We start from the raw sequence: 23933 nt of genomic DNA on the forward strand, positions 1-23933 counted from the left end.
CGAGTGCAATGCCACGAGGAATTGTTACTTGGCACTGACTTTCGGCACGCTGTTGAGTTCTCAAGGAGCGGACGCGCCCGGAACCAGACCCTGGTGGGCCGTCGTCCGAGGCGATTCTCGACTGTACACCGCGCTCCGGCAGACCCTCCAGGGCCCCCGGCGGCCACCCTCAGGCGGTCTCGCGCGGCGCAGAGAGAAAGTTACGTGGGCCCGGGGGCCGTGTCAAACCGGTCCCGGGTGACGCCCGACACCCGCCGGCGACGTCCCCGTCACCGGCTGTTCACACGGCCGGTCCGCGCCGGACGCCGGCCACGGCCCGCTTGCCGCGACGGAGCACCAGCCAGCCGCCCGGCAGCCAGGCGTCCTCGGCCGGCGCGGCCTCGGGGTCGGTCACCCGCTCGTTGTTGAGGTAGGCGCCGCCCTCCTTCACCGTGCGCCGGGCGTCGGACAGGCTGCTCGCCAGCCCGGTGAGCTGGAGGAGCGCGGCGACGGTGGGCACCTCGCCGTCCACGGTCACGCTGCCGGCCTCCGTCAGGGCCGCACCGAGCGTCTCGGGGCCCAGCGCGGTGAGGTCCTCCCGGCCGAACAGCGCCCGGCCGGCCGCCTCGGCCTGGCGGAGCTCGTCAGGCCCGTGCACCAGGAGCGTGAGCTCCTCGGCCAGCGCGCGCTGCACAGCCCGGGCGGCCGGGCGTTCCAGCGACTCGGCGACCAGGGCCGCCACGTCCTCGGCGGGCCGCTCGGAGTACAGCGGGAGCCAGGCGCGCGCGTCGGCGTCCTCCGCGTTGAGCCAGAACTGGAAGAACGCGTACGGGGACGTGAGCGTGGGGTCCAGCCAGACGGCACCGCCCTCGCTCTTGCCGAACTTCGTCCCGTCGGACTTCGTCACCAGGGGGGTGGAGAGCGCGTGCACCGTCGCGCCCTCGGTGCGGCGGACCAGGTCGATGCCGGCAGTGAGGTTCCCCCACTGATCCGAGCCGCCCGTCTGGAGCGTCACGCCGTGCCGCCGGAACAGCTCGCGGTAGTCGTTGGCCTGCAGGATCTGATAGCTGAACTCGGTGTAGCTGATGCCGGCCTCGGAGTTCAGTCGCGCGGCGACCGCCTCCTTGGCCAGCATCCGGCCGACCCGGAAGTGCTTGCCGATGTCGCGCAGGAAGTCGATGGCCGACAGCGGCGCGGTCCACTCGAGGTTGTCCACGTAGACCGGTGCCGCGAGGCCCTCCTCCGCCGCCGGCACCTCCAGGAACGGCGCCACCTGGCTGCGGATGCTGTCCACCCACCCGGCGACGGTCCTCCGGTCGTTGAGCTGGCGCTCCGCGGTGGGCCGGGGGTCGCCGATCAGGCCGGTCGCGCCGCCCACCAGGACGACGGGACGGTGACCGGCGCGCTGGAGCGCCCGCAGCACCATGAACTGCAGCAGGTGGCCGACGTGCAGGCTGGGCGCGGTCGGGTCGAACCCGGCGTAGAAGGCGACGGGCGCGGCGGCCAGATGGGCGCGCAGGGCGTCCTCGTCGGTGCTCTGGGCGATCAGCCCGCGGCGGTGCAGCTCGGAGATCACGTCGGTCACGGGCTCAATCCTGCCCGGCGGTCCGGCGCCGGCTCCGCGCGCCCGGGCGGAAGACGCTGACCGACGGGGCGCCGGTCGTCCAGAACCGCCACGGCAGTTCGGTGGCCTGGCTGATCCCCACGCGCGGCCCGGCCGAGACCGACGGCGGCACCGGGCCGCGGTGCAGCCGGACGGTGCTGCCGGGGTCGAGCAGGTCGGTGCCGCGGTCGCCGGGCCCGATGGCCAGGGCCTGGGTCAGCCGGGCCGGCCCACCGGCCAGGTCCCGCGCCGTCCGGGCGGCCGGACGGCGGGCACGGGCCAGCTCCTCCCCCACCACGACGTCCCCGGCGCGCAGCAGCACCGCCGAGCCCTGCCCCTCCGGGCCGACGACGACGTTGGCGCACCAGTGCACCCCGTAGCTGAAGTACACGTAGAGCCGCCCGGGCGGGCCGAACATGATCTCCGCCCGGGGCGTCGGTCCCCGGTGCGAGTGGGCGGCGGGGTCCGTGCCGTCGCCGGCGTAGGCCTCCACCTCGGTCAGCCGCAGCGCCACCTGCCCCTCGGGGCGGTCGGTGACCACCCAGCAGCCCAGCAGGGTGGGCGCCACGACGTCGGGTGGACCCAGCAGCTCCGCGGGTGCGAGCAGCGGCCCCGGACGGCCGGACGACGTCAGAGCGCCGCCGCCACGGGTGAGGACGACGCCCACTCGGTGTGCTGCCGGGCCTGCTCGGCCAGCGAGGTCAGCTGGCCGGCGACCCGCTCCGGCGCCGTCCCCCCGCGGGCCTTGCGCGCCTCCAGCGCCCCGCGGACGGAGAGCACCGAGCGGACCTGCGGCGTCAGCCGCTCGTCGATGCCGGCCAGCTGGTCGTCGTCGAGCTCGTCGAGCTCCAGGCCGGCGCCCTCGCAGAAGGCGACCATCTCCCCGGAGATCTCGTGGGCGGACCGGAACGGGACCCCCTGGCGGACCAGCCACTCCGCGACGTCCGTGGCCAGCGCGAAGCCCTGCGGGGCGGCGGCCTCGAGCACGTCGGGCCGCAGCGTCAGCGTGGCGATCATCCCGGTCACCGCGGGCAGCAGGAGCAGCAGCTGCTCCATGGAGTCGAAGACCGGCTCCTTGTCCTCCTGCAGGTCACGGTCGTAGGCCAGCGGCAGGCCCTTGAGCATGGTGAGCAGGCCGGTCAGGTTGCCGACGAAGCGGCCGGACTTGCCGCGGGCCAGCTCGGCGATGTCGGGGTTCTTCTTCTGCGGCATGATCGACGACCCGGTGGCCCAGGCGTCGTCGAGCCGGGCCCAGCCGAACTCCGTCGACGTCCAGAGCACGACCTCCTCTCCCAGCCGGGACAGGTGGACGCCGATCAGCGCCGCGGCGAAGCAGAACTCCGCGGCGAAGTCCCGGTCGCTGACGCCGTCGATCGAGTTGTCCGACGCGCGGTCGAAGCCCAGCTCGCCGGCGACGGCGTCCGGGTCCAGCGGCAGGGACGACCCCGCCAGTGCTCCGGAGCCGTAGGGGCTGACCGCCGTCCGGCGGTCCCAGTCCCGCAGCCGGTCGACGTCCCGCGACAGCGCGTGCGCGTGGGCCAGCAGCTGGTGGGCGATGAGGATCGGCTGGGCGTGCTGCAGGTGCGTCATGCCGGGCGCGGCGACGTCGGCGTACCGCTCGGCCAGCCCGACCAGCGCGTACTCGAGGGACGCGAGTTCGCCGACGAGGGTCCGGACGGAGTGGCGCAGGTACAGCCGCAGGTCGGTGGCGATCTGGTCGTTGCGGCTGCGCCCGGCCCGCAGCTTGCCGCCGAGCGCGCCGAGCTTCGCGCTGAGCCCGCGCTCGAGCGCCTCGTGCACGTCCTCGTCGGCCTCGACCGGCCCGAAGGAACCGGCGGCGACCTCGGCGGACAGCTCGGTGAGCGCGCCGAGCATCTGCTCGAGCTCGTCGTCGGCGAGCAGCCCGGCGCGGTGCAGCACCCGGGCGTGCGCCCGGGAGCCGGCGAGGTCGAACGGCGCCAGCACCCAGTCGAAGTGGGTGGACTTCGACAACGCGGCCATCGCGGGGGACGGGCCGCCGCCGAAGCGGCCACCCCACAGCCGGGTCGTGCTGGGCGTACCCGCGGTCACGGTGCGTTCTCCTCCAGGTCGGACTTCAGCTCGGGGTAGACGGCGGGGATGCGCTGCGCGAGGGCGCGCAGGCGGTCGGCCAGTGCCGGACCGCCGTCCGGGTCGCGGGAGACGACGAGCAGAGTGTCGTCCCCCGCGATCGTGCCCAGGACGTCGGGGAGGCCGACCTTGTCCAGCGCCGAGGCCAGGAACTGCGCGGCACCGGGCGGGGTGCGCAGCACGGCGAGGTTGGCGCTGCCCGCGGCCGAGGTCAGCAGGTCGGCCAGCAGCCGGGTCAGCCGCGCGGGCGCGGCCTGCGCCGGGCGCAGCGGGGCGTTCTCCGGCGGCAGCACGTAGGACGCCGGGGCGCCGTCCGAGCCGCGCATCTTGACCGCGCCGAGCTCCTCCAGGTCCCGGGACAGGGTGGCCTGGGTGACGTCGATCCCCGACTGGGCCAGCAGGGCGGCCAGGTGGGTCTGCGACGTCACCGGGCCGGCCTCGATCAGCTCACGGATCCGCGCCTGGCGGGCGGACCGGGTGAGCGCCGTGGTCACCCTCGTCGCTCCAGCAGCCAGACCAGCAGCGCCTTCTGGGCGTGCAGCCGGTTCTCCGCCTCGTCCCAGACCACGCTCTGCGGCCCGTCGATGACCGAGGCGGTGATCTCCGTGCCGCGGTAGGCGGGCAGGCAGTGCAGGACGACGGCGTCCGCAGCGGCGCGGCCCAGCGCGGCGTCGTCCACCGCGTAGGGCCGGAACGGTGCCACCCGCGCGTCGTACTCGTCCTCCTGGCCCATGGAGACCCACGTGTCGGTGGCCAGGACGTCGGCGCCCTCCGCGGCGGCCGCGGCGTCGGCCGTCCACGCCACCGACCCGCCCGTGGCGGCGGCGATCTCCGCCGCCCGCTCCAGCACCGCCTTCGAGGGCTGGAAGGCCTCGGGCGACCCGATCCGCACGTGCATGCCGGCGGTCGCACCGCCCAGCAGGTAGGAGTGCGCCATGTTGTTGGCGCCGTCGCCCAGGTAGGTCAGCGTCAGCCCGGCCAGGGCCCCCTTGTGCTCGGCCACCGTCTGCAGGTCGGCCAGGATCTGGCAGGGGTGGAACTCGTCGGTGAGCGCGTTGACCACCGGCACCCGGCTCGCCGCGGCCATCGCCTCGAGGCGCTCCTGGCCGAAGGTTCGCCAGACGATCGCGGCGACCTGCCGCTCCAGCACGCGGGCGGTGTCCTCGACCGGCTCCCCGCGACCCAGCTGGCTGGTGCCCGCGTCGACGACCAGCGGGTACCCGCCGAGCTCCGCGACGCCGACCGAGAAGCTGACCCGGGTGCGGGTGGAGGGCTTGTCGAACAGCACCGCCACCGCCCGCGGCACGCCGTTGGCGGCTCGCAGCGGCGTGGGCGCGGCCTCGGTGTGCCGGGTGCGCTTGAGCTCGGCGGCCAGCGCGAGGACCTCGGCCTGCTCGGCGGGGGCCAGGTCGTCGTCCCGCAGGAGGTGCCGGGTCACGGCTCGGCCGTCGCAGCCCGGAGAGCGGCGGGCAGGGCCGCCACGAACGCGTCGACCTGCGCGTCGGAGAGCACCAGGGACGGCGCCAGCCGCAGCACGTCGGGGGCGACGGCGTTGGTCAGGAAGCCGGCGTCCCGCAGCGCCGCCTCCAGCGCCGCGGCGACCGGCGCGGTGAGGACGACGCCCAGCAGCGCCCCCCTCCCCCGCACGCCGCCGACCGCCGGGTGGCCGAGGCCCTCGATGCCCGCGGTGAACCGGTGCTCGAGCTCCTTGGCCCGCTCCAGCAGGCCCTCGTCGCGGATCGTGTCGAGCACGGCGAGGGCCGCGGCGGCGGCGATCGGGTTGCCGCCGAACGTGGACCCGTGCGAGCCGGCGGTCATCAGCTCCGCGGCGTCCCCGAAGGCCAGGGTGGCGCCGATCGGCAGCCCCCCGCCGAGCGCCTTGGCCAGCGTGATGACGTCGGGCTGCAGCCCGTCCGCCTGATGGGCGAACCAGTGCCCGGTGCGGCCGGTGCCGGTCTGCACCTCGTCGACGGCGAACAGCGCGCCGGCGTCGGCGGCGGTCCGGGCGGCGGCGGCGAGGTAGCCGGCCGGGGCCGGCAGCACGCCGCCCTCCCCGAGCATCGGCTCCAGCAGCACCATCGCGGTCTGTCCCGAGACGGTGCCGGCGAGGGCGTCCACGTCGCCGTAGGGGACGAACCGGACCCCGCCGGGCAGCGGGGCGAACGCGTCGGCCTTGCCCGGCTGGCCGGTGAGCGCCAGCGCGCCCATCGTGCGGCCGTGGAAGGAGCCGACGGCGGTGACCACCTCGGGCCGCCCGGTGAGCCGGCTGAGCTTGAAGGCGGCCTCGTTGGCCTCGGCGCCGGAGTTGCAGAAGAACACCCGCCCGGGCCGGCCGGCGATCTCGAGCAGCCGCTCGGCCAGCAGCACACCGGGCTCGTGCATGGCCAGGTTGGAGACGTGCCCCAGCGTCTGCGCCTGCCGGGTGATCGCCTCGACCACCTTGGGGTGGGCGTGGCCCAGGATGGTCGTCGCGATGCCGCCTAGCAGGTCGGTGTACTCGCGGCCGTCGACGTCCCACACCGTCGCGCCGGCGCCGCGGGCCAGCGCGACCGGCGGCGTCCGGTAGTTGCCCATCATCACGGCCGACCAGCGGGTGGCCAGCTCCTCGGTGCTCGTCATGGTGCCGGCTCCTCCCTGCTCCCTGCCGGGACGACCATCGTCCCGGTCCCCTCGGTCGTGAACATCTCCAGCAGCAGGGCGTGCGGCGTCCGGCCGTCGACGACGGTCGCGCGCTTCACCCCGCCCTCGACCGCCCGCAGGCAGGCGGCCATCTTGGGGATCATCCCGGCGTCCAGCCCCGGGAGGATCTCGGCGAGCTCGGCGGCGTCGATCTGCTGCACCAGCGAGTCGCGGTCGGGCCAGTGGGCGTAGAGCCCCTCGACGTCGGTCAGCACGACGAGTTTCACCGCGCCCAGGGCGACGGCCAGGGCGGCAGCCGCGGTGTCGGCGTTGACGTTGTGCACCACGCCGTCGGCGTCGGGCGCGACGCTGGCGACGACGGGGATGTGCCCGGCCTCCAGCAGCGCGGTGACCGGGGTGACGTCGACGGCGGCGACGTCACCGACGAGGCCGATGTCCACCGGCTCGCCGTCGACGACCGCCTGCGTGCGGGCCGCGGTGAACAGACCGCCGTCCTCACCGGAGAGGTGCACCGCCATCGGGCCGTGCTGGTTGATCAGGCCGACGATGTCCGGGCCGACCTGCCCGGTGAGCACCATGCGGACGACGTCGATCGTCTCCGGGGTGGTGACCCGCAGGCCGCCGCGGAACTCGCTGTCGATGCCGAGCCGGCCGAGCATCTCGGTGATCTGCGGGCCGCCACCGTGCACGACCACGGGCAGGATGCCGCAGGTCCGCAGGAACACCATGTCCTCGGCGAAGGCACGGCGGCACTCCTCGTCGACCATGGCGTGCCCGCCGTACTTGATCACCACCACGTTGCCGTGGAACTCCTTGAGCCACGGCAGCGCGCCGGTGAGGACGGCGACCTTGCGGGCGTCGCTCTCCGGGTCCTCGGTCCGCATGACCCGGCTGGTGCCGACCCGGCGGCGCACCGGCGGGGTCTCGTCGACGGCGACGTCGGGCGGGGTGGGGTCCTGGTGGCCGCTCACGTGGAGTACGCCGAGTTCTCGTGCACGTAGGCGAGGGACAGGTCGTTGGTCCAGATCGTGGCCTGCTCCGTGCCGGCCCGGAGGTCGACGTCGATGGTGATGGCCCGGCCGGTGAGGTCGACGCCCTCGCGCGGGTCCCCGATGGCGCCGCCCCGGCAGACGGTGACCCCGTTGATCGTCACGTCCACCTGGTCTGCCTCGAACGCGGCGTCGGTGGTGCCGATGGCGGCCAGCACCCGGCCCCAGTTGGGGTCGTTGCCGAACAGCGCCGTCTTCAGCAGGTTGTTGCGGGCGCAGGCGCGGCCGGCGGTGAGGGCGTCCGTGACGCTGGCGGCGTTGCGGACGGTGATCGCGATGTCCTTGGTCGAGCCCTCGGCATCGGCGAGCAGCTGCATCGCGAGGTCGGTGCACGCGGCGGTCAGCGCCTCGGTGAACTCCTCGGCGCTCGGGGTGACGCGGCTGGCGCCGCTCGACATCACGAGGACCGTGTCGTTGGTCGACAGGCACCCGTCGGAGTCGACCCGCTCGAAGGACAGGCCGGTCGCCGTCGTCAGCGCGGGCTGCAGCACCTCCGGCGGGACCACCGCATCGGTGGTGAGGACGACGAGCATCGTGGCCAGCGACGGGGCGAGCATGCCCGCGCCCTTGGCCATCCCGCCGATCGTCCAGCCGTCCCGCTGTTGCACGGTCGTCTTCGGGACGCTGTCGGTGGTCATGATCGCGCGGGCCGCGTCGGGGCCGCCGTCCTCGGACAGCGCCTCGACCGCCGCGGTGACCCCGGCGGTGAGCTTCTCCATCGGCAGCCGGACGCCGATCAGCCCGGTGCTGGCCACGGCGACGTCGATCGCGCCCAACCCCAGCTCGGCGGCGGCGTGCTCGGCGGTCGCGTGGGTGTCGCCGAAGCCCTCCGGTCCGGTGCAGGCGTTCGCGCCGCCGGAGTTGAGGACGACGGCGCGCGCCCGTTCACCGGCCAGCACCTGGCGGCTCCAGAGCACCGGCGCGGCCGGGAAGCGGTTGGTGGTGAAGACGGCCGCGGCGGCGTCGTCGGGACCGTGGTTGAGGACGACGGCGACATCGGGGTCGCCGGAGGACTTCAGGCCGGCGGCGACGCCTGCGGCGGAGAAGCCCTTCGGTGCGGTCGTGCTCACGAGTCCTCCTCGCTGGCGCTCGTCGGCCGCGTTCGCGGAGCTGCTGTCTCGATCGGTGAGCTCGCGAGCTCGCTCACGGCGGCGTCCTCTGGTGCGACAACGGTCATGGCGCTACTCCGACGAGAGGGAGACCGGTGGTCTCGGGGAGGCCCAGGGCGAGGTTGGCGCACTGGATCGCCGCTCCCCCGGTGCCCTTGGTGAGGTTGTCGACGGCGGCGATGACGACCAGCCGGCCGGCATCGGGGTCGACCGCGACCTGCAGCGCGACGGTGTTGGCGCCGAGCACCTGGGCCGTCGTCGGCCACTGGCCCTCGGGCAGCAGGTGGACGAACGGCTCGTCGGCGTAGGCCTTCCCGTAGGCCGCGCGGGCGGACCCCTCGGTCACCCCCGGCCGCAGCGGCGCCGAGCAGGTGGCGAGGATGCCCCGGCTCATCGGCACCAGGGTCGGCGTGAAGCTCACGCCCACCGGCGCCCCGGCGGCCTGCGACAGGTTCTGGATCATCTCCGGCGTGTGCCGGTGCACCCCGCCGACGCCGTAGGCGCTGACCGAGCCCATGACCTCGCTGCCGAGCAGGTGCGGCTTGGCCGCCTTCCCCGCGCCGGAGGTCCCGGACGCCGCGACGACGACCACGTCCGGCTCGACCAGGCCGGCCGCCAGCGCCGGGGCCATCGCCAGCGTCACCGAGGTCGGGTAGCAGCCGGGAACGGCGATCCGCCGCGCCCCGGCGAGCTTCTCCCGCTGACCCGGCAGCTCCGGCAGCCCGTAGGGCCAGGAGCCCGCGTGCTCCCCCCCGTACCAGCGCGCCCAGGCGGCCGGGTCGTCCAGCCGGTGGTCGGCACCGCAGTCGACGACCAGGGTCTCGTCGGGCAGCTGCGCCGCGATCGCGGCGGACTCCCCGTGGGGCAGCGCCAGGACGACGACGTCGTAGCCGGCGAGGTCGTCGGCGCCGCTGGGCTGGACGGGCAGCTCCGCGAAGGGCAGCAGGTGCGGCTGCAGCTCACCCAGGCGTCGGCCGGCGCTCGAGTTGGCGTGCACCCCGGCCAGGCGGAGCTGCGGGTGCCCGGCCAGCAGCCGGCACACCTCACCTCCCGCGTAGCCGGTGGCGCCGGTGACCCCGACCGTCCACGTCTGCCCTGTGCTCACACTGCATGACCATACACGGTCATGCATGAACCCTCACCGTGGGGGCCTGGCTGGCTGAGTGGTCGGTCCGGGTGCGGGCAGCCGACCCGGGACGGGCGTGGCGACGACGAGCGACGTCGTCGTCTGGCCGTGCAGCAGGAACTGGTCGAGGACGTCCTCCAGGGCGGCGATCGACGCGACGTGCACCCGCATCAGGAAGCAGTCCTCCCCCGAGACCCGGTGGCACTCGGCCACCTGCGGGACGCGCGCCGCCAGCTCGGCGATCCGCGGGAGCTGGCCCGGGCCCGGCCGCACGCGGACCCAGGCCGTGACCGGCAGCCCGAGGGCGGCGGGGTCCACGTCCAGCCGGTAGCCCCGGATGACGCCCGCCTCCTCGAGCCGGCCGACCCGCTCGCGGACGGCGGGCGCCGACATGCCCACCTGGCGGGCCAGCTCCGCCGTGCTGGACCGGGGGTCGCGCTCCAGCGCCGCGAGCAGCGCCCGGTCGACCTCGTCGAGAGGCCACTTCTCCAACGGGAGGTCCGAACGCACCCGGGGCGCGCGACGCGATGCCATCGGGCCATCGTGTCCTTCGTTCGCGCATGGTGCTGCCCCGTCCGGCCTCCGACGCTGGACGCCGTGCAGCGCGACATCGGGCGGACAGGGGTGGACCGGGTGCCTCCGCACGCCTGGTTCGTGGTCAGCGCGGTCTTCCACTACCTCGGCCCGGCCTGTGCCGTGCTGCTGTTCGCCCGGGTGGACGTGCTCGGGGTCGCCTGGCTGCGCATCGCGACGGCGGCCCTGGTCCTCGTCGCCTGGCGCCGGCCGTGGCGGTGCTGGCGGCGGCTGGACCGGTCCGCGCGGTGGCTGCTCGTCGGCTGGGGAGCGGTCCTCGCGACGATGAACACCTGCTTCTACCTGGCCGTCGACCGGCTGCCGCTGGGCACCGTCGCCGCCGTCGAGTTCCTGCCGGTGGTGGTGCTCGCGGCGGCCGGCGCGCGCACTCCGCGCAACCTCGGTGCGCTCGGCGCCGCCGTCGGCGGGGTGTACCTGCTCACCGACGTCCGGCTGGTCGGCGAGCCCGCCGGCTTCGCGTTCGCGGCGGTCAACGCGGTGCTCTTCGCCGGCTACGTCGTGCTCGGCTCCCGCGTCGCGCGCGACGACCGGGTGCCGGGCCTCGACGGGCTGGCGCTGGCCATGCTCGTGGCCGCGGTCCTGACCCTGCCGCTGGGGGTCGCCGGGGGTGGGGCCGCGCTCCTCGACCCGGTCGCGCTGCTGGCCGGGCTCGGCGTCGGGATCGCCTCCTCCGTCGTGCCCTACGTCTGCGACCAGCTGGCGATGGCCCGCCTGCCGCGGGCGACGTACGCGCTGCTGGTGTCGCTGCTCCCGGCCACCGCGACCGTGGTCGGGGTCGTCGTCCTCGCCCAGGTGCCCACGCTGCTCGAGGCGCTGGGCGTCGTCCTCGTCGTCGGAGCGGTCGCCCTGCACCGGCCGGCCCCCGACCGCGACGAGCCCGCGGCCGCCGACGACGTCACCGACCGGCATGCGGATCGCGCCCCAGCCCGGTTACCGGACGACCGCATGGGCAGTGGACCCCCGTGAGTTCCTTCGACCGGATCGTCATCATCTTCAACCCGCAGAGCACCGGGAACGCCACCGAGTCGGCTGAGGAGCTCCGCGACGACCTGGCGCGGCGACTGCCGGCTGTGCCGCTGGAGATGCGCCCCACCCAGCGCGCCGGACACGCCCGCGAGCTGGCGCGGGAGGCATCCGTCACCGGTCGACCGCTGCTGGTCTCGGTCAGCGGGGACGGCGGCTACAACGAGGTGGTCGACGGCGTCATGCAGGGCGGCAACGACCAGGCCGTCTGCGCGGTGCGGGCCGCCGGGAACGCCAACGACCACCGCCGGGTGACGAGGGAGCTACCCCTCGCCGACGCGATCGTGGCCGGCGAGGTCCGCCGGATCGACCTGCTCCGGCTGACCGTCGGGAGCGGAGCGACCGCGCGGACCCGCTATGCGCACTCCTACATCGGCGTCGGGCTGACTCCGGTCGTCGCCGTCGACCTGGAGAAGGGCGGCAAGGGCTCGTGGAAGGAGATCCTGTCGGTGGTGCGGGTCTTCTCCCGCTTCCGGCCGTTCCCCATCCGGCTCGAGGACGGGCGCCGGCGCAGCATCGACAGCCTGGTGTTCGCCAACATCAGCGAGATGGCCAAGTACGCGACGCTCAGCGACGACGGTCGCCCGGACGACGGACGGTTCGAGGTCATCACCCAGCGGCGGACCGGCAAGCTGCGGGTGCTGGCCACCGCGATCAGGGCAGCGACCCGCGGGCTCGGCCCCCAGCCCAGCACCACCCACTACGCCTTCACGACCCTCGCGCCCATGCCGCTCCAGCTGGACGGCGAGCTGATGGAGCTGGACGCGAACACGCTCGTGACCGTCGACATCGCGCCCTCAGCGCTGGCCACCGTCTTCTGACCCGCCCAGCCGGGCGAAGAGCGCCGCAGCCGCGAACGCGAGAACCGCCGGCGCGGCCCAGCCGGCGACCGGGATGCCGGTGGTCGGGCCCGGGACGCCGGTGGTCGCCGCCGCGGTCAGCAGCACCAGCGCGGTGCCGATCGCCGTCCCGAGCTGCGCGCTGGTGTTGATGACGCCGGACGAGGTGGCCCGCAGCGACTCGTCGACGTCCGTACCCAGCGAGGTGGTCGCGACGGCGGCCAGGCCCAGCCCCATCCCGGCGACCGCCATCCCGGCCCCGACGAGGACGGCGGTGGCCGGCGCGAGCAGCGGCACCGCGGTGCCGGCGCCGATGAGCGCGAGGCCCGCCGCGGTGACCCGTTCGCGGGGGCGTCGCACGATCAGCCGCGCGGCGACGGCCGAGCCGGCGATGACCGACGCGCTCAGCGGCAGCAGCGTGGCGGCCGCCTCCAGCGGCGAGCGGCCCAGCGTGGACTGGAGGTAGAGCGTGATCAGCGTGGCCACGCCGCTCGTCGTGGCGGTGTTGACGAAGGAGCCGCACGTTCCGCGCAGCACCTGCGGCCGCCGCAGCAGGGCCGCGGGCAGCAGGGGCGCCGACGCGCGCCGGTCCACGGCCACGAACGCGGCGGCCACGACGACCGCCGCGGCCACGAGCAGCGCACCGGGGAGAGTGCGGCCGTCCTCACCCAGCAGCGTCGTCCCGACGACGAGGAGCATGACGGTCGCCGTGAGCAGCACCGAACCCACCGCGTTGAGCGGTGTCCGCCCGGTCGGCCGCGGGTCGCGCGGGACCAGGGCGACGACCGCCACCGCCTGGGCGGCGGCCATGAGCAGCAGCCCCCAGAAGACGGACCGCCAGGTGGTCACCGCGGACACCAGGCCGCCCACGACGAAGCCCGACGCCCCGGCGGCCGCGCCCGCGGCGCTCCACGCGGCCACCGCGCGCGCCCGGACCCGCTCGCCGTCGGCGACCGTGGTCAGCAGCCGGAGCGCGGACGGGACCGCCGCCGCGGCCGCGGCGCCCTGGACGCAACGGCCGGCGGTCAGAGCGACCACCGAGGTCGCCACCGCCGCCAGCAGCGAGCCGACGGCGAAGACGGCGAGGCTGACCAGGATCGTGCGCCGGTGGCCGACCCGGTCACCGAGCCGGGCGCCGAACATCAGCAGGCCGCCGAAGAACATCGCGTACCCGGTCGCGACCAGGGTGCCGTCGGCTCCGCTGCCGCCGACGTCGGCCAGCATCTCCGGCAGCGCGGTCACCACCACGGTGACGCCGAGGACGTCGACGAACTGGACCAGGCACAGCGCCGCGACGACGCTGCCCACCCGCCTGCTCGCGGGCGCGCTCCGGGGCGGCGGACTCACGGCTCGGCACCTTGCCGGAGACCTCTGACGGTCCCCAGCGCGCCCGCTCGCGCTCGAGCCACGGCGGCGCCGCGACCGTCGCGCTCCCGGCCTCGACCGCGTCGGCGACGCCCCGCCGTCCGGCACACCACCGCACCACGGAGCTCACGTCGGTGGTCACCACCCCGTCGTCGGCGGAGCCCGGGCTCGAGACACACCGGGCGGGTCCGGGACGGGCTGCACTGGCGGTTCGGCACCGACGCGGGCACGGAGACCCGCCGGGTGGCGGAGAGCGTTGCTGCGCGACGAGAGGTGGACGTCAGGCCACCGGGTCGGCGTCCCCGTACGGCCGCAGCCGCAGCTGCCGGGCGTCGTCCCCGGGGGTCAGGGCGGCGAGCGCCGCCGGGTCGTCGACGCCGACCCGCAGGAACCGGCCCGACCAGGCGTCCAGCTGCCCGGCGGCGACGGCCGCGACCATCTCCACGACCTGCTCGGGTTCGGTCCAGTCGGTGCGGTCCCGGTGGATCGACATGCCGCTGGACATCGCGGTGCGCACCACGCCCGGCGCGACGTCGAAGGCGTGCACCCCGGTGCCGGCCAGGCCGGCGGCGAGGTCCTCGGTCAGCCGCATCAGCCCGGTCTTCCCGACGGAGTACGCGGTGTAGATCGGCCCGCCGCGGGTGGACAGGCCGCTGGCGAGATCCACCACCCGGCCGGTCCCCCGCTCGACCATGCCCGGGACGACGGCCGCCACCATCAGCTGGGGTCCGCGGACGTGGCTCTCCACGACCGCCCACCACGCGTCGGGGTCCGCCTGCCACACCGGCATCTCGGCGGCGTCCATCAACCCGGCGTTGTTGACCAAGAGGTCGATCGCACCGACCTCGGCCAGGGCCCGGCCCACGGCGTCGTCCACCGCGGCCCGGTCGGTCACGTCGGCGGGCAGGGCCAGGGTCCGGGCGCCGGTGGCCGCCGCGACCTCGCCCATCGCCGCGGTCAGCCGGTCGGCGGTGCGGGCCATCCCGACCACGGTGGCGCCGCGGGCGGCCAGGCCGTGCGCCAGGTGCCGGCCGATCCCGGCCGAGGCGCCGGTCACCAGTGCGACCTGGCCGCCGAGGTCATGCACGGAGCACGGCTCCGGTCCGCTCCGCGGCCGCGGCGAGGGCGGCGTCGCGGACCGCGGTCGCCTCCTCGCTGGTGAGCGTCCGGTCGGGCGCCCGCAGCGTGAGCGCGTACGCCAGCGACCTCGACCCCGCCGGCACCGGGGGGCCGGTGTAGAGGTCGAAGAGCCGCAGGGACTCCAGCAGCTCCCCGGCGCCCGCCCGCAGGGCGGCGTCCACCTCGGCGGCCGGCACGTCGTCGCCGACCACCAGCGCCAGGTCGAGCAGGACCGGCGGGAAGGCCGAGATGCGCGGGCCGACCGCCACGGTCGCGGCCGGCAGCGCGTCGACGTCGAGCTCCATGACCGAGGTCCGGGCCGGCAGGTCCAGCGCGGCGCACACCCGCGGGTGCAGCTCGCCGGCGTGCCCGACGACCCGGTCCCCGACGGTCAGCTCGGCGCAGCGGCCCGGGTGCCAGGGCGCCCGCTCCCCCGCCCGCACGGTCAGCTCCACGCCGGCGGCCGCGGCGACCAGCCGGGCGGCCTGCACGGCATCGGCCCACACCGCCGGGCGGCCCGGCCCCCACCACCCGCGCGGCTCGCGGGCACCGGACAGCGCGGCGGCGACGTGCCACGGCTGGACCGGCACCGCGCCGAGCAGCGCGGCCAGGGTCTCGTCGTCCGGGCGCCGGTCGACGCCTGGCAGCGGCGCGGGCGACCGCTCGCCGCCCGGGAACACCGCCCCGTGCTCGAAGAGCGCGACGTCGCGCTGACCGCGGGAGAGGTTGCGGGCCAGCGTCGCCAGCAGGCCGGGGAGCAGCGTGGTGCGCAGCGCCGGCTCCTCCTCCGACAGCGGGTTGCGGACCAGCACGACGTCGCGGCGCGGGTCGTCAGCGGCCAGGCCGAGGGCGTCCAGCACCGCGGGGCCGACGAACGGGTAGGACGGCGCCTCCACGTAGCCGGCCTCGGCGAGGGCGCGGCCCACCGCCCGGCGGCGGCGCTGCCGGTCGGTCAGCCCGCTCCCCGGCGGCGCGGTGGGCAGCACCGAGGGGACGTCGTCGTAGCCGGCCAGCCGGACGACCTCCTCGACCAGGTCGGCGGGGTCGGTGAGATCCGGGCGCCACGGCGGCGGGGTCACCGCCAGCGTCGTGCCGTCGCCGTCCACCGCACAGCCGACGGCCGCCAGCAGCTCGGTCACCTGGGCCGGCGGGTAGGGCACGCCGGCCACCCGGGCGGGCAGCCCGGCGTCCAGGCCGATCACCGGTCGCGGGCCCCGGGTGTCGACGTCCACGGGGACGCCGACCACGCGCGCGCCGCCGTACCGGGCCAGCAGCGCGGCGGCGCGGGCCAGCGCGACCATGGTCATCTCCGGGTCGACGCCGCGCTCGAAGCGCTTGGCCGCCTCGCTGGGCAGCCGGTGCCGGCGGGCGGTCCGGGCCACCCCGGTGGGCTCCCAGTGCGCGGCCTCCAGGAGGACGTCGGTCGTGCCGTCGCCGATCTCGGTGGACGCGCCGCCCATGACCGCGGCCAGGCCGATCGGGCCGGTGCCGTCGGTGATCAGCAGGTCGTCGGCGTCCAGCGCGCGGTCCGCGCCGTCCAGCGTGGTCAGCCGCTCCCCCGCCCGGGCCCGGCGGACGACGATCGGCCCGGTGACCGCGGCGCGGTCGAAGGCGTGCATCGGCTGGCCGAGTTCCAGCATCACGTAGTTGGTGACGTCGACGGCCAGCGAGATGCTGCGGACGCCGGACTGGCCCAGCCGGCGGCGCATCCACCACGGGCTGGGGGCGGTCGGGTCGAGGCCCTCCAGCGCGATCATCGAGAAGCGGTCGCAGCGGTCGGCGTCCTCGACGGTGACCGTCCAGGCCGGCTCGCCCGACCACGCCGGCGGGGTGAGCGCGCCCGGGTCGCGCCAGTCGACGGCGAGACCGGTGCCCATCTCGCGGGCGATGCCGCGCATCGACAGGCAGTAGCCCCGGTCGGGGGTGACGGCGAGCTCGACCACCACGTCGTCCAGGCCGACGAGGGGCCCGGCGGGCGTGCCCGGCGGCGGGGCGTCGTCCCCGAGGACCAGGATCCCGGCGTGGTCCTCGCCGACGCCGAGCTCCCGGACCGAGCAGATCATCCCGTCGGACACGTGGTCGTACGTCGTCCGCGCGGCGATCTCGAAGCCGCCGGGCAGCACCGCGCCCGGCAGGGCCACCACGACGGTGTCGTCGACGGCGAAGTTGCGGGCGCCGCAGACGATGCCGCGCGGTGCGTCCTCGCCCACGTCCACCTGGCAGTAGCGGATCGGCTTCTTGAAGCCGGTCAGCTCCTCGATCCCCAGGACCCGGCCGACGACGAGCGGCCCCGTGACGACGGCGGGGCGGTGGATCTCCTCCACCTCGAGCCCCAGCCGGACGAACGCGGTGTCGAGGTCCTCGACCGTGAGGCCCGCGGGCAGGTCGACGTGCTCGGCCAGCCAGCCGATCGGGACCCTCACTGGTCGACTCCGAACGCAGAGGTGAAACGGACGTCGCCCTCGACGATGTCGCGCATGTCGCCGACGCCGGAGCGGAACTGAAGGGCGCGCTCGATGCCCACGCCGAAGGCGAAGCCGGAGTACTCCTCCGGGTCGATGCCGCAGGCGACGAGCACCCGCGGGTTGACCATCCCGCAGCCGCCCCACTCCACCCAGCGCGGGCCGTCGCGGTGCTCGGGGAACCAGACGTCGAACTCCGCCGACGGCTCGGTGAACGGGAAGTACGACGGGCGCCAGCGGGTGACCGCGTCGGCGCCGAACAGCGAGCGGGCCAGGTGGTCCAGCGTGCCGCGCAGGTGCGCCATGGTCAGCCCCCGGTCCACGGCCAGGCCCTCGACCTGGTGGAAGACCGGGGTGTGCGTCGCGTCGAGCTCGTCGGTGCGGTACACCCGGCCGGGCGCCACGACGTAGATCGGCGGCGTCCGCGACAGCATGGTGCGGGCCTGCACCGGGCTGGTGTGCGTGCGCAGCACCAGCCCGGAGTCCGTCTCCCACCCCGGCCCGCCCGCGACGAAGAAGGTGTCCATCATCGTGCGGGCCGGGTGGTCACGGCCGATGTTGAGCGCGTCGAAGTTGAGCCACTCCGCCTCGAGCTCGGGGCCGTCGGCGACCTCGTAGCCCATGCCCACGAAGATGTCGGCGATCCGGTCGGTCAGCGTGGTGAGCGGGTGCCGGGCGCCGCGGGGGGTGCGGTCCCAGGGCAGCGTGACGTCGACCCGCTCCTCGGCCAGCACCCGGGCGTCGCGCTCGGCCTCCAGTTCCGCCAGCCGCGCGGCGTAGGCGTCGGTGACGGCGACCCGGGCGGCGTTGACCCGCTTGCCGGCGTCCGACCGCGCGGCCGGGGGCAGGGCGCCCAGCTCCCGGCGGGCGAGCAGCACCGGGGCCCGGTCGCCGAGGTGGGCCGGGCGGACGGCGGCCAGAGCGTCGAGGTCGCCCGCCCCGGCGAACGCCTGCCGCGCCTGGGCCACCGCGGCGTCCAGGGCCTCGGCGGAGAGGGCGGCGACCTGCTTGGGGTCGTAGGGGTCGTTGGCGCCAGACACGGGAGGCCATTCTGCCCGTCGCCCGCCTGCGCCCGCTGCCGGGTGCCCGACCGCCCGGGTGCTACAACCGCCGGGAGGGCGCGCGCCGGGCGTGCCGGGCTCGGAGGTCGGCGTGGCGGTGGTCCTCGCGCTGACGTCGGCCGTCGTCTACGGCGCGGCGGACTTCCTCGGCGGGCTGGCCAGCCGCCGGGCCCCGGTGTTCGGCGTCGTCGCGGTGTCCCAGGTCGCCGGCCTGGCCGCCCTCCTGGTCCTGCTGCCCTGGCTCGGCGGGCCGGCGTCCACCGCCGACCTCGCGTGGGGAGCTCTCGCCGGCCTGCTCGGCGCCACCGGCCTGGTCGTCTTCTTCCGCGCGCTCTCCCGCGGGGTGATGAGCGTGATCGCACCGGTCACCGCCGTCACGGCAGCGGCGGTGCCGGTCCTGGTCGGCCTGCTCGGCGGCGAGGACGTCGGACCGTGGGCCACGGCCGGCATCGTGCTCGCGCTGGCGGCCGTCGTCCTCGTCTCGGCGGAACGCGGCCTGTCGGCGCTGCGCTCGGCGCGGCCGGCCAGCCTGACCCCCGCCCTGGTCGCCGGCGCCGCGTTCGGACTGTTCTTCGTGCTGCTCGACCGCACCACCGACGACAGCGGGCTCACCCCGCTGGTCGCCGCCCGGGTCGCCTCGGTGGCCCTCGTCGTCCTCGTCGCGCTGGCCGGCCGGCGGCCCCTGCGGGTGGGCCGGTCGGCGCTGCCGCTGGTCGCCCTCTCCGGCCTCGGCGACATGAGCGCCAACGCCCTGTTCCTCCTGGCCACCCAGCAGGGCGGCCAGCTGGCCGTCACCGGCGTCCTGGCCTCGCTGTACCCGGTCAGCACGGTGGTGCTGGCCCAGCTGCTGCTGCGCGAGCGGCTGGTCGGCGCGCAGGTCGCGGGGCTGGTCGCGGCCGGCGCCGCGGTCGTCCTCATCACCCTGCCCGGATGACTCCCCCCTTGGAGCGAGGCCGGGCCGTTCCGCTCACACCCGGGAGGACGGCGTCCGATGACATGCGCGTGGGCATCTCCCCGACCGTGCCGCTGACCGACCTCGACGAGGTGCTGGCCACCGGCGCCGTCCGCAGCGTGTTCCAACCCATCGTCGCGCTCGACACCGGCCGGGTGGTCGCCTACGAGGCGCTGGCCCGCGGCCCGGAGGGGCCACTGGAGCGCCCCGACGCCCTCTTCGCCGCCGCCCGCGCCGCCGGCCGCCTGGCCGAGCTGGACGCCGCCTGCCGCACCGCGGCGTTGCACGGGGCGGTGCGGCAGGGCCTGCGCGCGCCGCTGACGCTCTTCGTCAACGTCGAGCCCGAGGTCCTCGACCGCGCCCCGATGGAGGACCTGCTCGCCATCGCCCAGGCCGCCCCGGGCGGGCTGCGGGTGGTCCTGGAGATCACCGAGCGGGCGCTGGCCACCCGGCCGGCGGAGCTGCTGCGCACCGTCGAGCGGGTCCGCGCGGTCGGCTGGGGTGTCGCGGTGGACGACGTCGGCGCCGAGACGATGTCACTGGCCTTCATGCCGTTGCTGCGCCCCGACGTGGTCAAGCTGGACCTGCGGCTGGTGCAGGAGCGGCCGGGCCCGGCGATCGCCGAGATCATGAACGCGGTCAACGCGCACGCCGAGCGCACCGGCGCCGTCGTGCTCGCCGAGGGCATCGAGGACGCGGCCCACCTGCAGATGGCGCGGGCCCTGGGCGCCACGCTGGGCCAGGGCTGGCTGTTCGGCCGTCCGGGACCGGGCGCGGTGCCCGGCGCGGAGCACGGGTCGCTGACGCTGCCCTGCGCCCGCGCCCGCGCGGACACCCTGACCCGGGACGCCGACGTCTCCCCGTTCGCCTGCCTGCCGGCCACCGTCCCGCTGCGCCAGGCACCCAAGGCGCTGCTGATCGAGCTGTCCAAGCAGCTCGAGCGGGAGGCGCTGCGGCTCGGCCCGGCGTCGGTGGTCGCCGCGACGTTCCAGGAGGCCCGCCACTTCACCCCGGCGACCACCCTCCGCTACCGCGACCTGGTGGAGCGCACCGGCTTCGTCTGCGCGCTCGGCGAGGACCTCCCGGCGGAGCCCCTCCCCGGCCTGCGCGGCGCCGACCTGGCGCCGGGCGACCCGGTGCGCGGCGAGTGGGACGTCGCGGTCCTGGGCCCGCACTTCGCCGCGGCGCTGCTGGCCCGCGACCTGGGCGACGACGGCCCCGACGACGAGCGCCGCTTCCTCTACGCGCTGACCTACGACCGCGACACCGTGGTGCGGGCGACGTCGGCCCTGCTGGCCCGGGTGGCGCCCCGGACCGGACCGCTGCCGCAGCCCCCCACCCCGGCGTCCGAGCGCGCCTCCGGCCCCGCGGCCGGGCCGCTCTCCGCCGGTGTGCCGGCCGCCGAGGCCCTGCTGCACCGGGCGCTGGCCGCGACGCCGGGCGGGGTGTGCATCGTCGACGTGCTCCGGCCCGACCAGCCGCTGGTCTACGTCAACCCGGCCTTCGAGCGGCTGGCGGGACTGCCCCGCGCCGAGCTGCTCGGCCGCAACTGCCGGTTCCTGCAGGGGCCCGACACCGACCCGGCCGCGGTGGCCGCCGTCCGCCGGGCCGTCGCCGCCGGCGAGGAGTGCCGGGTGACCATGCTCAACCACCGCGGCCCCGACCGGGTGCCGTGGTGGAACGAGCTGCACCTCGCGCCGGTCCCCGGCCCCGACGGCACGGTCGCCCAGTACATCGGCGTCCAGGTGGACGTGACCGACCGGGTGGAGGCCGAGCGCGCGCTGGCGCGCGAGCGGGACCGCAGCCGCGGCTGGCAGGCCACGATCGAGACGCTCACCCACGCCGACCCGCTGACCGGGCTGCCCGACCGGGTCCGGATGGCCGAGCGGGTCGAGGCGGCGCTGTGGGAGGCGCACGCACGGGACGACGCCCTCGCCCTGCTGGTGGTCGACCTCGCCGGCCTCCGCGCGGTCAACGACCGGCTGGGCCACGCCGCCGGCGACGAAGTGCTGGTACAGGTGGCCGGGCGGCTGCGTGCCCGGCTGCGGCGGGGCGACCTGCTGGCCCGCCTGGGGGGCGACGAGTTCGTCGTCGCGCTGACCGGGCTGGCGCCGGACACCGCGGCCACCGAGGCGCGGCGGGTGGCCGGCGAGCTGGCGGCCGAGATCGGGCGGCCCCTCGCGGTGCGCGGCGAGGAGGTGCGGGTGGACGCCCGGACCGGTGCCGCCGTCTGGCCCGGGGACGGCGCCGACTTCGCCGCTCTGCTGCACGCCGCGGACGACCGGCGGGACGCCGCGCGACGGTGAGGCGGGCTCAGCCCTGGGCGAGCTGCGTCGCGTAGAGGCAGATGGCGGCGGCGGCGGCCAGGTTGAGGCTCTCGGCCCGGCCGCGCATGGGGATGCGCACCCGCGCGTCGGCGAGGGCGGCGAGCTCGGCCGGCACCCCGCGGGCCTCGTTGCCGAACAGCCACAGCACGGGACCGGCCAGTCCTCCCGTCCCGGCGACCTCGTCGAGGGCGGCCTCCCCGCCGCCGTCGGCGGCCAGCACCGTGACCCCGGCGGCCTGCAGCCGCGGCAGGAGGCCCGGCAGCGGCGCGCCCCGGACCACGTCGAGGTGGAACAGGCTGCCGGCGCTGGCCCGCACGGCCTTGCCGCCGTAGGGGTCGGCCGAGCCGGCCCCGAACACCACCGCACCGGCTCCGCAGGCGTCGGCGGTGCGCAGCACGGTGCCCGCGTTGCCCGGGTCGGCGAGCTCGGCGAGGGCGACCGCCAGCTGCGGCGGGGCACCGAGCAGGGAGTCGGCCGGCACATCGCGCAGCGCGCACACCGCGACCAGCCCCTGCGGGGTCACCGTCTCCGACAGCGCGGCGGCGGCCCGGTCGGTGACCGGGCGCACCGGCACCGGCGAGCCGGCGAGCAGGTCGGCGTGCGCGGTCGCCGCCGCCTCCGTGGCGAACACCTCGCGGACCCCGGCCGGGTCGGCGAGGGCCTCGCCGACGGCCTGTCGTCCCTCGGCGAGGAAGAGGCCCGCGGCGTCCCGGCCGGTCCGCCTGGTCAGCTTGCGGGCCGCGACGATGCGTGCGGAGCGCTCGGTGAGCGGCTCGGTCACCGCCGTCCTCCCGCCCGGACGGACACCGGCGCCGCCGGTGCCGGTCCGTGGTGGACCGGCACCGGCGGCGCCGGGGACGTGCTGAGCCTGCTCAGGCGGCGGCCTGACCGCCGGCCGGGGCGGCGGCGACGGCGGCGCGCGCCGTCTCCACCAGCGCGGCGAAGGCGGCCGGCTCGTTGACGGCCAGCTCGGCCAGCACGCGGCGGTCGAGCTCGATGCCGGCGAGCTTGAGGCCCTGCATGAACCGGTTGTAGGTCATGTCGTTCTGCCGGGCCGCCGCGTTGATGCGGGTGATCCACAGCTTGCGGAAGTCACCCTTGCGCACCTTGCGGTCGCGGTAGGCGTAGGTGGCCGAGTGGAGCAACTGCTCCTTGGCCTTGCGGTAGAGCCGCGACCGCTGGCCCCGGTAGCCGCTGGCGGCCTCGAGGGTCGTCCGGCGCTTCTTCTGGGCGTTGACCGCCCGCTTCACGCGTGCCACGTGAGTACTCCTGTCTTGTCGTCGCGGAGAGGGCTCAGCGGCCCAGCAGCTTCTTCATCCGAGGGGCGTCGGCCGGGGAGAGGACACCGATGCCGCTCACCCGCCGCTTCCGTCCGGAGGACTTCACCTCGAACTTGTGCTGGTTGTTCGTGTGCTCGCGCACGAGCTTCCCGGAGCCCGTCACGCGCACCCGCTTGGCGGTGCCCTTGTGGGTCTTCTGCTTCGGCATGTCCTCGGTCCTCGGTCCTCGTTCGTCGTGGTCGGCGCGCGCGGCAGCACGGAGCTGCCGCGACGGCGCCGGCCGTCTCGGGTGGTGCGGTCCTGCGGTGCGACCGGATCAGGCCGACGGGGCCTGCTCCTCGGCCGCCGGGCCGGACGCGGTCGCCTTCTCCGCCTTGGCGGTGCGGCGGGCGGCGTCCGTGGCTGCCTGGTTCCGGTGCGGGGCGATCACCATGACCATGTTGCGGCCGTCCTGCTTCGGGTTGGACTCGACGACGCCGAGTTCGGCGACGTCGGCCGCCAGCCGCTGGAGCAGGCGGTAGCCCATCTCCGGGCGGGACTGCTCCCGGCCGCGGAACATGACGGTGATCTTGACCTTGTCGCCGCCCTTGAGGAAGCGCTCGACATGGCCCTTCTTGGTCGCGTAGTCGTGCGGGTCGATCTTGAGGCGCAGCCGCATCTCCTTGATGACGGTGAGCGCCTGGTTCCGCCGGGCCTCGCGGGCCTTCTGGGCGGACTCGTACTTGAACTTCCCGTAGTCCATGAGCCGGGCGACCGGCGGCCGGGCCATCGGCGCGACCTCGACGAGGTCGAGCTCGGAGTCCTGGGCCAGGCGCAGTGCTTCGCCGATCGACACGATGCCGACCTGCTCGCCCTCCGGGCCGACCAGGCGGACCTCGGGGACACGGATACGGTCGTTGATGCGGGGCTCGGTGATGGCCTCTCCTCTGCTGCTGCATGGGAGGAGTCGCTGTCCCGGCCGGACGCCGGAGAGACGAGAGGCCCCGTGAGCGTCTGCTCACGGGGCCCACTCTCCGGGGTGGCCCGAGCCCGGGGGGCTCGAGCACGCCGCGGGGACCGGCCGGTGGGCCGGACTCCGCGATCCGGTGACCTGGGCGCCTGTGACGGCGTCAGGTGGGAGCGGGCTCCTCTTGGTCAACGGCCCGGGGCAGGGCCGCTGTGTGGTTCGCGCGCCTCGATGTAGCGGGGAGGCGCACCCATGCTACAGCGCCGCGGGCGCGCTGGTCATCCCGCCCCCGGAACGGTCCCCGTGCAGGGTCCCGCCGCGAGCCCGCGAGTGGAGAGGGGCGAGGGAGC

The 23933-nt window shown here is 75.9% G+C and carries 22 protein-coding genes; 4 read left to right on the forward strand and 18 right to left on the reverse strand.

Annotated features, from left to right (window positions below; genetic code table 11):
- Window positions 1-280 precede the first annotated feature (280 nt).
- The 10 genes from tyrS to GCU56_RS10530 form a co-directional block, all read right to left on the reverse strand.
- Entirely contained in the window at window positions 281-1564 is a 1284-nt protein-coding gene (gene tyrS / locus GCU56_RS10485) for a tyrosine--tRNA ligase (protein ID WP_163481683.1), read from the reverse strand.
- A 4-nt stretch (window positions 1565-1568) separates the two neighbouring features.
- The gene (locus tag GCU56_RS10490; protein WP_345771765.1) at window positions 1569-2249 is read right to left on the reverse strand and encodes a DNA-3-methyladenine glycosylase; all 681 of its coding nucleotides are present in this window, start codon (window positions 2247-2249) and stop codon (window positions 1569-1571) included.
- Entirely contained in the window at window positions 2213-3652 is a 1440-nt protein-coding gene (argH, locus tag GCU56_RS10495; RefSeq protein ID WP_163481684.1) for an argininosuccinate lyase, read from the reverse strand. The genes GCU56_RS10490 and argH overlap by 37 nt, the downstream gene beginning before the upstream one ends.
- Window positions 3649-4185, reverse strand: a complete 537-nt coding sequence (locus GCU56_RS10500) for an arginine repressor (RefSeq protein WP_163481685.1) — start codon at window positions 4183-4185, stop codon at window positions 3649-3651. The genes argH and GCU56_RS10500 overlap by 4 nt, the downstream gene beginning before the upstream one ends.
- Window positions 4182-5129, reverse strand: a complete 948-nt coding sequence (gene argF, locus GCU56_RS10505; RefSeq protein ID WP_163481686.1) for an ornithine carbamoyltransferase — start codon at window positions 5127-5129, stop codon at window positions 4182-4184. Before argF ends, GCU56_RS10500 begins: the two co-directional genes overlap by 4 nt.
- The gene (locus GCU56_RS10510) at window positions 5126-6310 is read right to left on the reverse strand and encodes an acetylornithine transaminase (protein ID WP_163481687.1); all 1185 of its coding nucleotides are present in this window, start codon (window positions 6308-6310) and stop codon (window positions 5126-5128) included. Before GCU56_RS10510 ends, argF begins: the two co-directional genes overlap by 4 nt.
- Window positions 6307-7302, reverse strand: coding sequence for an acetylglutamate kinase (argB, locus tag GCU56_RS10515; protein WP_345771766.1), 996 nt, complete (start codon window positions 7300-7302; stop codon window positions 6307-6309). Before argB ends, GCU56_RS10510 begins: the two co-directional genes overlap by 4 nt.
- Entirely contained in the window at window positions 7299-8450 is a 1152-nt protein-coding gene (gene argJ / locus GCU56_RS10520) for a bifunctional glutamate N-acetyltransferase/amino-acid acetyltransferase ArgJ (protein WP_163481688.1), read from the reverse strand. The genes argB and argJ overlap by 4 nt, the downstream gene beginning before the upstream one ends.
- A 103-nt stretch (window positions 8451-8553) precedes the next feature.
- Window positions 8554-9594: an N-acetyl-gamma-glutamyl-phosphate reductase gene (gene argC, locus GCU56_RS10525; protein WP_345771767.1), complete on the reverse strand. Its 1041-nt coding sequence runs from the start codon at window positions 9592-9594 to the stop codon at window positions 8554-8556.
- Between the two features lie 33 nt (window positions 9595-9627).
- A complete protein-coding gene (locus GCU56_RS10530) occupies window positions 9628-10107 on the reverse strand; it encodes an Lrp/AsnC family transcriptional regulator (protein ID WP_204331877.1) in 480 nt (159 codons plus the stop codon).
- 105 nt (window positions 10108-10212) lie between these two features.
- Between GCU56_RS10530 and GCU56_RS23925 the strand changes: the two genes are divergently transcribed.
- On the forward strand, window positions 10213-11175 hold the full coding sequence (locus GCU56_RS23925) for an EamA family transporter (protein WP_163481691.1): 963 nt from the start codon (window positions 10213-10215) through the stop codon (window positions 11173-11175).
- On the forward strand, window positions 11172-12053 hold the full coding sequence (locus GCU56_RS10540) for a diacylglycerol kinase family protein (RefSeq protein WP_163481692.1): 882 nt from the start codon (window positions 11172-11174) through the stop codon (window positions 12051-12053). Before GCU56_RS23925 ends, GCU56_RS10540 begins: the two co-directional genes overlap by 4 nt.
- Here GCU56_RS10540 and GCU56_RS10545 read toward each other — a convergent pair.
- The 4 genes from GCU56_RS10545 to pheS all read right to left on the reverse strand — a co-directional run bounded on the left by GCU56_RS10545 (window position 12030) and on the right by pheS (window position 18057).
- Entirely contained in the window at window positions 12030-13418 is a 1389-nt protein-coding gene (locus tag GCU56_RS10545) for an MFS transporter (RefSeq protein WP_163481693.1), read from the reverse strand. The genes GCU56_RS10540 and GCU56_RS10545 overlap by 24 nt on opposite strands.
- Window positions 13419-13716: 298 nt before the next feature.
- Complete coding sequence (locus tag GCU56_RS10550) at window positions 13717-14523, reverse strand: SDR family NAD(P)-dependent oxidoreductase (RefSeq protein ID WP_163481694.1); 807 nt, start codon at window positions 14521-14523, stop codon at window positions 13717-13719.
- A complete protein-coding gene (gene pheT, locus GCU56_RS10555) occupies window positions 14516-16978 on the reverse strand; it encodes a phenylalanine--tRNA ligase subunit beta (RefSeq protein WP_163481695.1) in 2463 nt (820 codons plus the stop codon). The genes GCU56_RS10550 and pheT overlap by 8 nt, the downstream gene beginning before the upstream one ends.
- Window positions 16975-18057: a phenylalanine--tRNA ligase subunit alpha gene (gene pheS / locus GCU56_RS23930; RefSeq protein ID WP_163481696.1), complete on the reverse strand. Its 1083-nt coding sequence runs from the start codon at window positions 18055-18057 to the stop codon at window positions 16975-16977. Before pheS ends, pheT begins: the two co-directional genes overlap by 4 nt.
- 112 nt (window positions 18058-18169) lie before the next feature.
- Here pheS and GCU56_RS10565 point away from each other — a divergent pair, with 112 nt between their 5' ends.
- Window positions 18170-19012: an EamA family transporter gene (locus GCU56_RS10565; protein ID WP_163481697.1), complete on the forward strand. Its 843-nt coding sequence runs from the start codon at window positions 18170-18172 to the stop codon at window positions 19010-19012.
- Window positions 19013-19080: 68 nt separating this feature from the next.
- Window positions 19081-21336 carry an EAL domain-containing protein gene (locus tag GCU56_RS10570; protein ID WP_345771768.1) on the forward strand — a complete coding sequence of 752 codons (2256 nt, stop codon included), beginning with the start codon at window positions 19081-19083 and terminating at the stop codon, window positions 21334-21336.
- 7 nt (window positions 21337-21343) lie between these two features.
- On the opposite strand, the gene GCU56_RS10575 is transcribed toward GCU56_RS10570, so the two are convergent.
- The 4 genes from GCU56_RS10575 to infC form a co-directional block, all read right to left on the reverse strand.
- Window positions 21344-22138, reverse strand: a complete 795-nt coding sequence (locus tag GCU56_RS10575) for a TrmH family RNA methyltransferase (RefSeq protein WP_163481699.1) — start codon at window positions 22136-22138, stop codon at window positions 21344-21346.
- Between the two features lie 91 nt (window positions 22139-22229).
- The gene (gene rplT / locus GCU56_RS10580; protein WP_163481700.1) at window positions 22230-22616 is read right to left on the reverse strand and encodes a 50S ribosomal protein L20; all 387 of its coding nucleotides are present in this window, start codon (window positions 22614-22616) and stop codon (window positions 22230-22232) included.
- Between the two features lie 34 nt (window positions 22617-22650).
- A complete protein-coding gene (gene rpmI / locus GCU56_RS10585; RefSeq protein ID WP_163481701.1) occupies window positions 22651-22845 on the reverse strand; it encodes a 50S ribosomal protein L35 in 195 nt (64 codons plus the stop codon).
- Between the two features lie 108 nt (window positions 22846-22953).
- Window positions 22954-23553 carry a translation initiation factor IF-3 gene (gene infC, locus GCU56_RS10590; RefSeq protein ID WP_163481957.1) on the reverse strand — a complete coding sequence of 200 codons (600 nt, stop codon included), beginning with the start codon at window positions 23551-23553 and terminating at the stop codon, window positions 22954-22956.
- Window positions 23554-23933: the final 380 nt, after the last annotated feature.

The sequence above is a fragment of the Geodermatophilus sabuli genome (assembly GCF_010686765.1).
Taxonomy (GTDB): Bacteria; Actinomycetota; Actinomycetes; order Mycobacteriales; family Geodermatophilaceae; genus Geodermatophilus; species Geodermatophilus sabuli_A.

What these genes read in the sequence shown, in the direction of transcription:
- GCU56_RS10510 (WP_163481687.1), bottom strand. Translation starts at nt 6,310, where the DNA reads ATGACGAGCACCGAGGAGCTGGCCACCCGCTGGTCGGCCGTGATGATG.
- rpmI (WP_163481701.1), bottom strand. Translation starts at nt 22,845, where the DNA reads ATGCCGAAGCAGAAGACCCACAAGGGCACCGCCAAGCGGGTGCGCGTG.